This window comes from Bifidobacterium apousia (assembly GCF_007559275.1).
Taxonomy (GTDB): domain Bacteria; phylum Actinomycetota; class Actinomycetes; order Actinomycetales; family Bifidobacteriaceae; genus Bombiscardovia; species Bombiscardovia apousia.
In genome coordinates this window covers 24,118-36,735 of the sequence record NZ_VMHK01000004.1, presented here as the reverse complement: position 1 = coordinate 36,735, position 12,618 = coordinate 24,118, and the positions used below count along the sequence as shown (strand labels likewise).

Annotated in this window: 10 protein-coding genes; 1 reads left to right on the top strand and 9 read right to left on the bottom strand. The window is 63.9% G+C overall.

The window, feature by feature from the left end:
• Positions 1 to 5 precede the first annotated feature (5 nt).
• The 8 genes from FPK30_RS06095 to rpoZ form a co-directional block, all read right to left on the bottom strand.
• Positions 6 to 842 carry an inositol monophosphatase family protein gene (locus tag FPK30_RS06095; protein ID WP_144085748.1) on the bottom strand — a complete coding sequence of 279 codons (837 nt, stop codon included), beginning with the start codon at positions 840 to 842 and terminating at the stop codon, positions 6 to 8.
• 90 nt (positions 843 to 932) lie between these two features.
• Positions 933 to 2,441 (bottom strand): depupylase/deamidase Dop, encoded by a 1,509-nt coding sequence (gene dop / locus FPK30_RS06090; protein ID WP_144085747.1) that lies wholly within the window; start codon positions 2,439 to 2,441, stop codon positions 933 to 935.
• The gene (gene arc, locus FPK30_RS06085; protein WP_144085746.1) at positions 2,438 to 4,015 is read right to left on the bottom strand and encodes a proteasome ATPase; all 1,578 of its coding nucleotides are present in this window, start codon (positions 4,013 to 4,015) and stop codon (positions 2,438 to 2,440) included. Before arc ends, dop begins: the two co-directional genes overlap by 4 nt.
• A gap of 65 nt (positions 4,016 to 4,080) precedes the next feature.
• On the bottom strand, positions 4,081 to 5,055 hold the full coding sequence (fmt, locus tag FPK30_RS06080; protein WP_144085745.1) for a methionyl-tRNA formyltransferase: 975 nt from the start codon (positions 5,053 to 5,055) through the stop codon (positions 4,081 to 4,083).
• A 45-nt stretch (positions 5,056 to 5,100) separates the two neighbouring features.
• A complete protein-coding gene (locus tag FPK30_RS06075) occupies positions 5,101 to 5,805 on the bottom strand; it encodes an HAD family hydrolase (protein WP_045924649.1) in 705 nt (234 codons plus the stop codon).
• A 101-nt stretch (positions 5,806 to 5,906) separates the two neighbouring features.
• On the bottom strand, positions 5,907 to 8,210 hold the full coding sequence (locus tag FPK30_RS06070) for a primosomal protein N' family DNA-binding protein (RefSeq protein ID WP_144085744.1): 2,304 nt from the start codon (positions 8,208 to 8,210) through the stop codon (positions 5,907 to 5,909).
• A gap of 92 nt (positions 8,211 to 8,302) precedes the next feature.
• The gene (gene metK, locus FPK30_RS06065) at positions 8,303 to 9,523 is read right to left on the bottom strand and encodes a methionine adenosyltransferase (RefSeq protein WP_144085743.1); all 1,221 of its coding nucleotides are present in this window, start codon (positions 9,521 to 9,523) and stop codon (positions 8,303 to 8,305) included.
• 61 nt (positions 9,524 to 9,584) lie between these two features.
• Positions 9,585 to 9,869, bottom strand: a complete 285-nt coding sequence (rpoZ, locus tag FPK30_RS06060) for a DNA-directed RNA polymerase subunit omega (RefSeq protein WP_015022131.1) — start codon at positions 9,867 to 9,869, stop codon at positions 9,585 to 9,587.
• Positions 9,870 to 10,047: 178 nt separating this feature from the next.
• Between rpoZ and ilvD the strand changes: the two genes are divergently transcribed.
• Entirely contained in the window at positions 10,048 to 11,907 is a 1,860-nt protein-coding gene (ilvD, locus tag FPK30_RS06055) for a dihydroxy-acid dehydratase (RefSeq protein ID WP_101432618.1), read from the top strand.
• Positions 11,908 to 11,986: 79 nt separating this feature from the next.
• On the opposite strand, the gene gmk is transcribed toward ilvD, so the two are convergent.
• Positions 11,987 to 12,610 (bottom strand): guanylate kinase, encoded by a 624-nt coding sequence (gene gmk / locus FPK30_RS06050; RefSeq protein WP_144085819.1) that lies wholly within the window; start codon positions 12,608 to 12,610, stop codon positions 11,987 to 11,989.
• Between the last annotated feature and the right edge of the window lie 8 nt (positions 12,611 to 12,618).

The window sequence follows — 12,618 nt, the reverse complement described above, 5'->3', positions numbered from 1 at the left end:
GCGGATCAGCGCCCGCTCAGATACGTGTTCAAATCCTCGGCGATAAGCCCGTTGGTGGCCACCACGTCGTTGCTGCCCTCCCAGCGCACGTGCCCGCCGTCCCAGCGCCAGAGGGTACCCTTGGCCTCCCGGACCACGACAGCCGCCGCAGAGACAGCAGGGATGTCCCAGGAGTGCAGGGCCGGTTCGAAGTAGGCATCGTAGCTGCCGTCCGCCACCCGGCACAGATCCAGCGAGACCGGACCGACACGCTTGATGTCGGCAGGCTTGCCGGCCATGCGCGAAACAATCTGCAGGACCTTTTCGGATTCGTTGGGGAAGTAGGACATGCCGAAGCTGATCACTGACCCGTTCAGGGTGGTCATCGTGGAGGGGATGATCTTCTCACGCTTGTCGCCCACAATGGTCCGTCGGATCCTGATGGCGCCTTCGCCCTTGGCGGCTAGGTAGGTCAGGCCCAGGACCGGTGCATGGACGATGCCCAGGACCGGTGAAGCGTGGCCCTTCTCGTCCACGGCAAAGAGGGAAATGGTCAGCGTCCACTCGGCCATGTTGCGCACATAGTTGACCGGACCGTCGATGTGGCCCAGGCACCAGTAGCGGCCGCCCGGACGACGGTTGCCGGCCTCCTCCTCCCAGAAGCCGTCCATAGGGTCCAGGGCAGCGATCTTGGTCCGGCAGTAACGAATCAGCCGCGTGTCAATGCCCGGCGAAAACTGGGTGCCCTGGCCGATGGCTGAGGTGGAGCGGGGATCGTGGGGATTGATCTGGTCCTGGAGGGCATGACGGCCGGCCTCCACAGCAATGGTGGCGGCTTGCATGGCCAAATCGCGCAATTCCATACTTCTCTTCTCTTTCAAACGGGTGGTCGAGGCATTGCCAACTGTGGTCCACCGGTGGTCGTCCGGTTGGATATCGGACTGTTTTCTGCGCTATCTGCAGTATATGTCGCGGCCATCCCGGCAGGAAGACCGTGTGTGACCCAGCGGATCGGACAAGTCCACCATCCTGGTTTGAGGCTCCCCCTCCGATCCCTGCTCCTCAAGAATGACACGACTCCAGGAGACGGCTTTGACCGCATCAGGGCAGCGGTGCAGCAGCTGGGAACGGCACCAGGCACGAGTCTGCTCCGGCCCCTGGTCCATGGCCCTGGTGATCTGGTCGGGATCAGCCAGTCGCTGGATAGATCCTTGCAGTCGCCATGGCAGATCACGGCCGGGGTCCACCCGTGCCCAGGCCAGATCCAGCGCCGCCAGACGGGGATCCGACCAGTCGGGCATGGCACGGCGGCGGCGCAGTCGCTCCAAGAGCTGCCACTTGAGCAGCCATTCCAACCTGCCTGCCTGATCGTGCATGGCCAGACGAGCCTCCTCGTCGCCCGAACGCACGGCAGCCAGATCCGCGAGCACCTGGTCCCAGAGGTTCAGAACCCGATCGTCGGCACAACCTGGCCGGTCGATACCCCTTCTGGCCTGGCGGGCCGCATCCAGCAATGCCTTTTGGATGGTCAGCGCATCGGCGAACCCCCCGTTTGCCAAGGCCAGCGGCTTGGTCAGAGCGACATCACGGGAGACCGTGTGCAGGGCCGCCACCGGATCATCCAGCGTCCAGCGATCCAACAGCTCATCGATCTGACGGGTCGAATCGTCCTCGGATTCCAAGAGGCCCAGCAGTAAATCAGTGGTCCCCAGCTTGAGGACCAGGGGCGCATCCAGCCGGTTGGCATCACCCACGATCACGTGGAGGCGACGGCTGCCCGGCCCAGCATGTGACTCGTCCCGGGTATTGATGATTGGCCGCCCGAAGGTGGTCTGCAGTCCAATCCGGCTGGTCAGATAGTCGGCGCGCTGGCTGAGCTGGAAGCCGGCCTCCTCGCTCCTGGGCCCCAGGCCCACTCTGCCCGAGCCGGTGTAGATCTGGCGGGTGACGAAATGAATGGTCATCAGGGCCGCCACCCTGGCGAAGGGCACCGCCCTGTCCATCAGATAGTTCTCATGGGATCCCCAGGCGGCGCCCTTGCCGTCCACGTTGTTCTTGTAGAGAGCCAGACCTCCAGCCTTTTCCGCGGCCTGGGCCATCAAACGGTCACCCGCACGATCCTGAACCAGCGCGTCGAAGGCATTCACCGTTTCCGCCGAGGCATACTCTGGGTGGGCATGATCCACGTAAATCCGCGCGCCATTGGGAGCTGCCACATCGATCAGCCGGGCGCCGGGCGCATCAGTGAGCATGCTCGGAGCGGCAGCGGAACGCGGCAGCCGACCTCCCCTGGCATCATTGACCGGGTCCTCTTCCCCATAGTCCCAGCGGATGTGCGCCAAGGCCGGCTGGGCGGCAGCCCTTACCAGACGCAGAGCCAGAGCACGTGGATCAGCGCCGGGATCCTGGGGGTCGGCAATGGCGTACTCCGTCTCGGTACCCATAACCCGCCCGGCATTCATGATCGCTCCCCTGGCCCGTCTACCGGGCGAACCTCCTGAACCTGCCCGGGGCGCAGTCCTGCCAGATCGGCCCACCGGTCCGGATCCTGTCCGCTGAGCTCCTCCAGAGTGTCCTCGTACTGCCCACGGACCGCCCTCAAGCAGAATCCACGGTCGAGACCCACCTGTCGACCCTGTTCGATGGAGGCCTTGACCGCCATGGTCTTGACCCGATCAACCAGGTTGTGCAGCATGGCGCCGGAGACCACAGACTCCAGGTAGAGCGGCTGCCAGCGGCCCGTGGCATCCATGACCTTGCCCAGCAGGTGGTCATCATCCCGGGCGAAGAGTCCGTCAACCAGCACCTGGATCAGCTCCTCCGGCCCGGCATCATCCTGCATGGGCATGTCGGAGCCCAGGTACTTGCCCAAGATAGCGGCCGACCTGGTCCTGTCGGGCCGATCGATGCGGATCTTGACATCCAGCCGTCCTGGGCGCAGAACCGCCGGGTCGATCATGTCGATGCGGTTGGAGGCGCCGATGACCATGACCTGGTCCAGGGACTCGACACCGTCCAGCTCGGTCAGGAACTGGGGGACGATGGTGGTCTCCACATCCGATGAGATGCCCGATCCTCGGGTGCGGAGCAGGGCATCCATCTCGTCGATGAAGACCACCACTGGTCCACCCTGGCCTGCCAGGCTGCGGGCTCGCGCGAACAGGCGGCGGATCAGCCGTTCCGACTCGCCCACGAACTTGTTGAGCACCTCGGGGCCCTTGACCGACAGGAAGACCCCGTGACCGTCGCTCTCCTGGGCCAGGGCGCGGGCCAGGGCCTTGGCGATCATGGTCTTGCCATTGCCGGGCGGCCCGTAAAGCAGAACACCCTTGGGGGCCTGAAGCCCATAACGACGCATCAGATCGGCATGCTGGAAGGGCAGCTGGACCGCATCACGGATGCGCTCGATCTGCCTGTCCAGGCCGCCAATATCAGAGAAGTCCACGTCAGGAGTCTCCTCCAGCAGCATGTCGGACTGGTCCGACTCAGGCAGCACAGCCAGGGCCATCGAACAGCTTTCGTCCATGAGCAAGGCACTGCCCGCCTCAATGGGCTGGTCCTGCAGAGAGCCCGCACGCGCAGCGACGCGGGTCTGCCCGGAGGGGTCTTCCACCAGCAGAGCACCGGATTCCAAGGTCTCCCGCAGCGTGCGGACCTGCCCGGTCACCGGCTGATCGCCCACACGCACCACCACCATGTCGGCGTTGAGCAGAACCTCCTGGCCGGCCCTGATCCGCTCGGCGTGGATATTGGGCGCCAGGGGCACCACCATCCGACGCGAGCCGTTCAGGATCAGCAGCCGGGCCTGTTGCACCCCCTGGCTGTCGTAGGCCACAGAATCCACCCCCAAGGCCAGGGCGATTGTCAGGGGCGGCTGAGCCAACTGGGCCAGCTGGCTCTTGGCCTTGGACAGCTCTTTCGCAGCCCTGGTCAGCGCCGCAGCCAGCGCACGGTTGCGCCGATCCCCGGCCAGATCCTGGTCATTTGCATCCTCGGCCTGCTCCTTGTCGGCCTGGTCAGCATCATCAGACTGCATGGCTTTCCTCCTTCATTCGCCCCTGGAATCCCCGCATGGCCTGGACAGCCAGCCGGTGGAAGAATTCAGCTGCAGCGGGCCCCGTCTTCCAAGCGAGCGCCACGGGCCCAGTCCATGGCCTGCATGGCGCGCTTGCCGGCAGCCTTGACCACCTGCAGCTCCAGAGGCAGGGTCTTGGTGCCCACCCAGAGGTGGCGACGATCCATTGCCAGCCGACCCGGCTCCAGATGCGAGGGAAGACCAGGCTCATCCCCTCGGGCCGGAGCCGCCCTGAGCACGGTCAGCCCTGTCTGCCTGTCCTGCGGGTCATCGCCTTGCCGATACAGACACCAGGCTCCCGGTTCCGGGCTGCAGGCCCGAACCTGCCGATCCAGGGCAAAGACGGGCACATCAAAACGCATGTGGGCATCCTGGTGGGTGATTTTGGCGGCCACCTGGTAGGCGCCCTGCGTCTGCTCCTTGGGTTGAATCCGACCTTCCGCAAGGGCCTCCAGGCTGGCAGCCAGCAGGTGGGACCCATCCTCGGCCAGGCGATCCAGCAGCTCGCCCGATGTCTCGTGCGGCCCGATTTCCACCGTTGACTGGGCCAGGACGGGCCCCTCATCCATGCCGGCCGTCAGCCTGAAGACCGTGGCGCCAGTGATGGTATCCCCGGCCCAGATGGCCCGTTGGACCGGAGCTGCCCCCCGCCACTGCGGCAGCAGGGAAAAGTGCAGGTTGTACCATCCACCATCAAAGGCATCCAGGACCGGCTGACGCAGGATCCGTCCGTAGGCCACGACGGCCGCACATCTGGCGCCTGTATCCTGCAGCCGCGCCGGAAAATCCGGATCGGATGGATTGTTCTCAAGAACGGGGATCCCCAGCCTGAGGGCCTCAGCCTTGACCGGACTGGGATGCAGATGCCTTCCACGCCCCTGGGGGGCGTCGGGTCTGGTGAGCACGGCAGCAACCCGGAAATGCTCCTGATCGGCCGCCAGCAGTCTCAGCGATGGCAAGGCGACCTGGGGTGTGCCTGCAAACAGCAATGTCATGACCATATCGGCAATCTCCTTTTCATCTGACGGCTTCGGACCTCCGCGCCTTCACTGGACCTGAGGAATGTTCACCCCTGCCTCAATCAGGGCAGTGCGCAGCCCGTAGGGGTTGCTGAATCGCAAGCTGCGGATGCCGGCCTTGTTGGCGCCGACTACATTCATACCCTTGTCATCCACGAAGAGGGTCCTGCCAGCCTGGATTCCGAACTGATCCAGGGCGTACCGGTAGATGGCCGGGTCAGGCTTGCGCATGTGGATGGGCCCGGAGACCACCACCCCGTCCAGCCTATGCAGGAAGGAGTCGCCGTCCCAGGCGTGATGGAAGAGCTCGGCACCCCAGTTGGTCAACCCCCAGACACCCAGGCCTGCCGCCTTCAGATCCTCCACCAGCATGCGGGCACCAGGCACCGGGCCGGCCAGCGAATCGACGAAGTGGTCACAGTAGTAGGCGAACATGGCATCCCAGGGGGATCCGCAGTTGGCGGCCACCCAGTCACGGGCCTGGGCGCAGGTGGCTCCGCCGTCCATCATGTCGTTGGCCCGGTAAAAGCCGGAACGGCTGTCATCCAGCATGGCTTCGATGCTCTTGCGCCCGTACCGGGCCACCATGGCCATCTCGGGCTGCCAACGAATCAGGACGTTGCCGAAGTCGAAGATGACCTGTTCAATGGGCTGACCCTGGCACTGAGCTGCTTCCTGCTCAGCCTGGATCACATCTGCTTCAATCTGGACCTCGCCCGGCCAGCCCTTCATGGCTCTCCGCCTTTCCCGAATTCGTTCATCTGCGCCTCTGCCTGCGCCCTCTCATGAAACCACGCCGCATAGACCCTGCAGATATTCGCTTGGAGCGACAATCAGGTCAGATCCTTGGGATCCATCCGGAAGCGCAACTCCCCTCGCCCGCGGCCGGCCACGTACCTGGCCTGAGCCTGCTTGAGATCATCAGCCAGCTTATCCCTGGAGCTGATGGGTACCCGAACCAGAGCTTGGACCCTATCCTGGGTTCCCTCCAAATAGCCGGCTTTCAGTGTGGATGGCGCCGGTATGGGCACAGGCCCAAGCAGGGCAGGAACAGACTCAGGACCGGCATCGGTTACTGCCTCCTGACCCGGTGCAATCCCGACGGCGTCCAGCATCGAGACGACGGCCTCCCTTTCACCCCATATTGCAGCCATACCGACCGCAGGGGGCATGGCCGTCAGCCGACGATCCTCCAGATCGGCAGCGGCCAGTACCGGCCCCTGCCAGGTCATCAGCGCCTGGGCCAGCTGGGGATCGCATTCCCCCAGCAGGAGCACCTGACCGCCCTGGGCCCGGGAGCGACAGAAGGAGGACACGCGCATCCAAGCTCCCAGGGTATCCATACGCGCATCGACGCCAGGGGCATACAGACTGGTCCAGGCATCCAGAATGGCCACGGCCCGGTATCCTCGCGACAACCGGGGCAGATCCGAATCGTTGGTGCCCTTGTTGTTGCCTTCCATACTCGGGGCGACCACTCTGGGCTCGGCACCTGGAGTGGCGATAACCAGACTGGGACGATCCTGTACACGCTCGACCACCCCGCGGGGCTGACTGGGCGAAGAGATGACGATGGGCACATTTCTGAAGAGCATGCGCAGCTCCTGGGCCGTCCCAGCGGCGCCTACCCTGACCACCCGAAGCCGTGAACCCCCGCAGTCAGGACAGGACCAGTCCGTAGCCGCAGCCCCGCACCAAGCGCATCGGGGCGCGCCAGGCCGCCTGGCCCGCAAAGGTCCGGTGCAACACGGGCAACGAGCCTGATGATGGCAGCGAGCGCAGCTCAGGCTTTCGAAGATGCCATCCTGCGGGATGGACAGCAGAACCGGACCACGCTCCAAGGCTTTGTTGATGACAGCGACGGCGGTATGAGGAACCCGGGCGCCCATGGTCGGGTCGGCCAGATGGCTCAGCTCCTCCCTGTTCAGCCAACGGATCCAGGGCAGCAGGGTCGTCACTGCAGACCGATCAAGTGTCAGAGCAGTGCCTGGACCGGTCACGCCAGAGTCCGCTTCGGTGGCCTCTGGCTGACTCTCCCAGTGAGAACGCACGCTTCTGGCACGCGCCATGGCCAGGAAGACGCCGCCGTGGGCGCGTGCCCGCAACCTCAGCACTCCGCGGGCGTTGGCGTAGGGCATCATCCCATCGGCGTACTGGTAGCTCGCATCGTCCATCAGAGCGAAGAGGGCGGGACCCTCCACCGGGGCGTACATGGCTGCCCGCAGCCCAATAGCGCAGCGGACTTGGCCGGAGGCCAGCGCAAGGTAGGCCCTGTAGCGCTCGGCAGGAGCCATGCCGCTGTCCAGAATGGCGAAATCACCAGACCAGCCGTGAGCCTCCTGTTGACCAGGACCGGCGGCAACAGATGGACCGAAGGGGCGCAACCCCAGCTGCTGAAGGACTGCGGACAGATGGGCCACCTGACGGGTGCCTGGCAGCACCATAACTGCCGACCGTCCGGCCAGCAGGGCACCTATCAGCACCCTGGCAGCCAGGAGTGCGGCCTGGTCCATACCGGGCAGAATGTCGATCAGATAGGCGGTGAACGTATCCTCTTCCAGTGACTGATCCAGTTTCTCCAGCCCCTGATAGCCCGAATCAAGCCTCTGTTTCAGATCCCGCTGCCGCTGGTCCAGCCCGGCCACCCAGGCGGGGTCAGAGGCCAACCGAGGCTGACCGGGAACCAGCTGCTGCTCCTTGTCGATGCGGGCCACACGAGGGGGCAAAGCCAGCCGCAGAATGTTGGCCTCGGTTCCCCCGTAGGCCTTGGCGATAGCAGTGATGTCCGCGCGCAGGGAAGGTGAGATCAGGCTGCGATCCAGCACCACTCGCTCCAGGAAACGCAGGGAGGCGCGGGGAACCTGGCTGTCTGCCACACGTTCCCAGATGATGCCGTTGACCCTGCGCGCTCCGAACCTGACGCGAACCAGGCATCCCGGCTGTGCATGATCGTCCTGGTCCGCATCCACCAGATAATCGAAGGTCCCGCCCAGATGAGTGGCCTGCACGTCCAGCACCACCCGTGCCACAGGGAGTTCATCGGCCGGTCGGCGCGGAGGTTTCTTTCGACTGCTGCTCGAACGACGGCGCGGAGCGAGACCGTCCAGGGCGGGCTGACTGACGTCCTGCGAATCCATGGCTCCTCCCCTCGCTTTTACAATGAAGAGAGCCGCGGCGGATTCCCCAGTCGATGACCCGGGAAACCGCCGCGGCTCTTGATGAACAGCTGCTACCTGGTCATGCCGATGGCGGCCTTGAGCTCGCCCACCTTGTCCACCTGCTCCCAGGTGAAGTCGGGATCCTCCCGGCCGAAGTGCCCATAGGCTGCAGTCTTGGCGTAAATGGGCCTCAACAGATCCAGCTCATCGATGATGGCAGCAGGCCGCAGGTCGAAGACCTCGCGCACAGCCTCCTGGATCTGCTCCCGGCTGACCCCCTGCTCGGTGCCGTAGGTCTCCACGTTGACGCTGACCGGTTCGGCCACTCCAATGGCATAGGCCACCTGGACCTCGACCTTGTGCGCCAGTCCAGCGGCCACGATGTTCTTAGCCACCCAACGCGCGGCGTAGGCGGCGGACCGGTCGACCTTGCTGGGATCCTTGCCGGAGAAGGCGCCGCCTCCATGATGGGCCGCACCTCCGTAGGTGTCCACAATGATCTTGCGCCCGGTCAGTCCTGCGTCAGCCGCGGGGCCGCCCAGAATAAAGGAACCGGTAGGATTGACCAGCACCCGGTAGCCCTGGTGCTCGACGGCCTGGCCGCAGACGCGATCCAGCACGGGCGTGAGGACATGCTCCATCAACTGCTCCTGCAGCCAGTCATGACCCACCTCGGGATCGTGCTGAGTGGAGATGAGGACCGTGTCCACCCGGCGGGGACGGTCATCCTGATCGTATTCGATGGTGACCTGGGTCTTGCCGTCGGGCCGCAGATGGGGGATGATCCCCTCCTTGCGCACCTGTGCCAGCCGGAAGGCCAGCTGATGGGCCAGATAGATGGGCAGGGGCATGAGCGTGTCGGTCTCATCACAGGCGTACCCGAACATGACGCCCTGGTCGCCGGCCCCCTGGGACTGGTAACGCTCCTCACGGGTGGCAGCACTCTCCTGGCTGGCCGACAGCCGTTCCACACCCTGGTTGATTTCCTTGCTCTGCTCGCTCAGAGCCACGGTCACGCCGCAGGAATCCGCGTCCAGACCAATTTCTGACGATGTGTAGCCGATCCTGCGCAGCACCGACCGGACCTGGGACTGAATGTCCGTGTAGCCCTGGGATGAGACCTCTCCGAAGACGAAGAAGAGGCCAGTGGCCGCAGAGGTCTCCACAGCCACATGCGAATGCGGATCCTGGGCGATCAGATCGTCCAGAATGGCATCGGAAATCTGGTCGCAGACCTTGTCTGGATGGCCCTCGGTCACTGATTCAGCCGAAATCAGCCGTCGCTCTGTCATTTCATTCACCTTTGTCTAGAAACCGTCACCGTCCGAGGACCCTGCACTGAGAGTCGAAAGCTCAGTTGCCTTCGCTCAGATCGTCCTCGCCCAGGGTCTCTTCAAGCAGGCCCTCATTGATCTCCCGGAAGGCGATGGACAGGGGCTTCTCCTGGTTCTGGTACTCAACCAGCGGACCGACGTTCTGCAGCAGGCCCTCATTGAGCTGTGTGAAATAGGAATTGATCTGACGGGCCCGCTTGGCCGCGAAGATAGAGAGCGCATACTTCGAATCGGCGTGCTTCATGAGGTCGTCGATGGGAGGATTCGCAAATCCCTGCGGATGGGGCTCGGTACCGAATGCCATAAGATGTTTCTCCAATTCAACTGGATGAACCATTCATTCAATCTGAATGATTTTACCGCCCGGGCTCGATTTTAGCCTGGGATACTTCTCTGCTGGGGAAAGCAAGGCGGAAACCTCAGAAATTCCAACATGTGGTCATGTTCGAACCGTTGATGCCTGCGATCACTTGAATAAAACTATGCAGATGCGATCAGCCAAATTAATGAAGGAACGAGAGTTCGCGGGCGCCCGTGCTCTCTATCGTGCCGCTGGCGTCAAGGGTGAGGACTTCGGCAAGCCCATCGTGGCCATCGCCAATTCCTTCTCCGAGTTCGTGCCCGGCCACGTCCACCTGAACAAGGTGGGGCGCCTGGTCTCCAAGGCCGTCAAGGAAGCGGGCGGCATCCCCCGCGAGTTCAACACCATCGCCGTGGACGACGGCATCGCCATGGGCCATACGGGCATGCTCTACTCTCTGCCCAGCCGTGACCTGATTGCGGACGCTGTGGAGTACTCGGTCAACGCCCACTGCGCCGATGCGCTGATCTGCATTTCCAACTGTGACAAGATCACCCCTGGCATGCTCATGGCCGCTCTGCGTCTGAACATTCCCACGGTCTTCGTCTCCGGCGGCCCCATGGAGGCCGGACGGACGGTCATGCCCGACGGGACAGTCCAGGAGAGCACGGATCTGATCGACGTCATGTACGCTTCAGCGGATGACAGCATCGATGATGCGGGTCTGCTGGCCCTGGAGAAGACGGTCTGCCCCACCTGCGGGTCCTGCGCCGGCATGTTCACGGCCAACTCCATGAACTGCCTGACCGAGGCCATGGGTCTGGCCCTGCCCGGCAACGGCACCACCTTGGCCTCGCACACGGCCCGGAAGATGCTCTTCGAGCGGGCCGGCAAGCTGGTCGTGGAGATTGCCAACCGGTACTACCAGGATGATGACGACTCAGTCCTGCCGCGTTCCATCGCCACCAAGAAGGCCTTCGAAAACGCCATGACCATGGATGTGGCCATGGGCGGATCAACCAACACCGTCCTACACATCCTTGCCGCCGCACAGTCGGCGGATGTGGACTTCACCCTGGACGACATCGAGCGCATCTCACACACGGTCCCCTGCATCTGCAAGGCCTCTCCCTCCGGAGACTGGGAGATATCGGACGTCCATCGGGCCGGCGGCATCTGCGGCATTCTGGGTGAGCTGGACCGTGGCGGAGTGCTGCACAAGGACACGCATTCCATCGACTACCCGGATCTGGAGTCCAAGCTCAACGACTGGGACATCATGCGCCCCACCTGCCTGGACCAGGCCAAGGATCTCTACCACGCAGCGCCCGGCCACATCACCTCCCCCGAGCCCTTCAACCAGTCCAAGGAGTGGGAGGATCTGGACACCGACCGCGTCAATGGTGCCATTCACGACCTGGATCACCCGGCCGTCTCCGAAGGCGGTCTGGCCATACTGCGCGGCAATCTGGCCCCCGATGGCTGCGTGGTCAAGACCGCAGGCGTACCCAAGGAGATCTGGAACTTCCGCGGACCGGCCCTGGTGGTCGAATCGCAGGAGCAGGCTGTGGAGGTCATACTCAATGGCACCCTGCACAAGGGCCAAGCCCTGGTCATCCGCTACGAGGGACCCAAGGGTGGCCCTGGCATGCAGGAGATGCTCTACCCCACCTCATTCGTCAAGGGCAAGGGCATCGGCAAGGACGTGGCCCTGCTGACCGACGGCCGCTACTCCGGCGGCTCATCAGGCCTGGCCATCGGCCATATCGCTCCTGAAGCAGCCAACAAGGGCCCCATCGCCCTGATCCGCAACGGCGACATGATCCGCATCGATATCCCCAACCGGCGTGTAGACGTCGAGCTGAGCGATGAGGAACTCGCCCAGCGCCGCGCTGAACTGGAGGCCGGCGAAGGCTATGTGGCCCACAGGGACCGCAAGGTCTCCCTGGCACTGAAGGCCTACGCCGCCTTCGCCCGCTCAGCAGACAAGGGCGCCACCCGCGACCCCGACCTGATCAACCGACTGTCGGGGCTGGACTGATAGACCAAAATCCCCCAATCCGGCTCTCACTCAATTGGGGGATTTTTTGACTCTGCTGAGGCAGAGCCTAGGAAGGTGCTCAGAGGCCGTATTCCTTGGCGATTACCGACCAGAGCGCCTGCGCGGCCTTATCCACATTGTCGTTGACTATGACCTGGTCGAACTGCCCCTCGGAGGCCAGCTCCACCTTGGCGGTCTCCAGCCTGCGGGCCCGCTGCTCCTCATTTTCGGTGCCCCGCATGTTCAGCCTGGTGACCAGGTCTTGGAATGACGGCGGCGCCAGGAAGACGTAAAACACTTCCAGGCCCAGCTCCCCCGCCCGCTGGCGGACACGATGCGCCCCCTGCAGGTCAATCTCCAAAATCGTGGGCACCCCTGCTGCCAAATGATCCAGGACCGGCTGCAACGGGGTGCCATAGTGGGACATGCCATGGACCAGGGCGGTCTCCAGAAAATCTCCGGCTGCCTCCCTGCGGGCAAACTCCTGCTCGTCCATGAACCAGTAGGTGATGCCGTCCTTTTCGCCCGGACGCGGAGCGCGGGTGGTGGCCGAGACGGAGACCCAGACCTCCGGGTGGGCATGACGCAGGGCCGCCTCCACAGTGCCCTTGCCAACTGCCGTAGGCCCCGTCAACACGATCAGCCGGCCACCCGTCTTCCCTGGCCCCCCGGTCTGCTCTCCCGAAGAGTCCTGAATCGACATGTCGGCAC

Excerpts from the sequence above, each read along its gene's own strand:
- gmk (WP_144085819.1), bottom strand. The coding sequence starts at position 12,610 with ATGTCGATTCAGGACTCTTCGGGAGAGCAGACCGGGGGGCCAGGGAAG.
- ilvD (WP_101432618.1), top strand. The coding sequence starts at position 10,048 with ATGCAGATGCGATCAGCCAAATTAATGAAGGAACGAGAGTTCGCGGGC.
- FPK30_RS06075 (WP_045924649.1), bottom strand. The coding sequence starts at position 5,805 with ATGAAGGGCTGGCCGGGCGAGGTCCAGATTGAAGCAGATGTGATCCAG.
- FPK30_RS06095 (WP_144085748.1), bottom strand. The coding sequence starts at position 842 with ATGGAATTGCGCGATTTGGCCATGCAAGCCGCCACCATTGCTGTGGAG.
- fmt (WP_144085745.1), bottom strand. The coding sequence starts at position 5,055 with ATGGTCATGACATTGCTGTTTGCAGGCACACCCCAGGTCGCCTTGCCA.
- arc (WP_144085746.1), bottom strand. The coding sequence starts at position 4,015 with ATGCAGTCTGATGATGCTGACCAGGCCGACAAGGAGCAGGCCGAGGAT.
- rpoZ (WP_015022131.1), bottom strand. The coding sequence starts at position 9,869 with ATGGCATTCGGTACCGAGCCCCATCCGCAGGGATTTGCGAATCCTCCC.
- dop (WP_144085747.1), bottom strand. The coding sequence starts at position 2,441 with ATGAATGCCGGGCGGGTTATGGGTACCGAGACGGAGTACGCCATTGCC.
- FPK30_RS06070 (WP_144085744.1), bottom strand. The coding sequence starts at position 8,210 with ATGGATTCGCAGGACGTCAGTCAGCCCGCCCTGGACGGTCTCGCTCCG.
- metK (WP_144085743.1), bottom strand. The coding sequence starts at position 9,523 with ATGACAGAGCGACGGCTGATTTCGGCTGAATCAGTGACCGAGGGCCAT.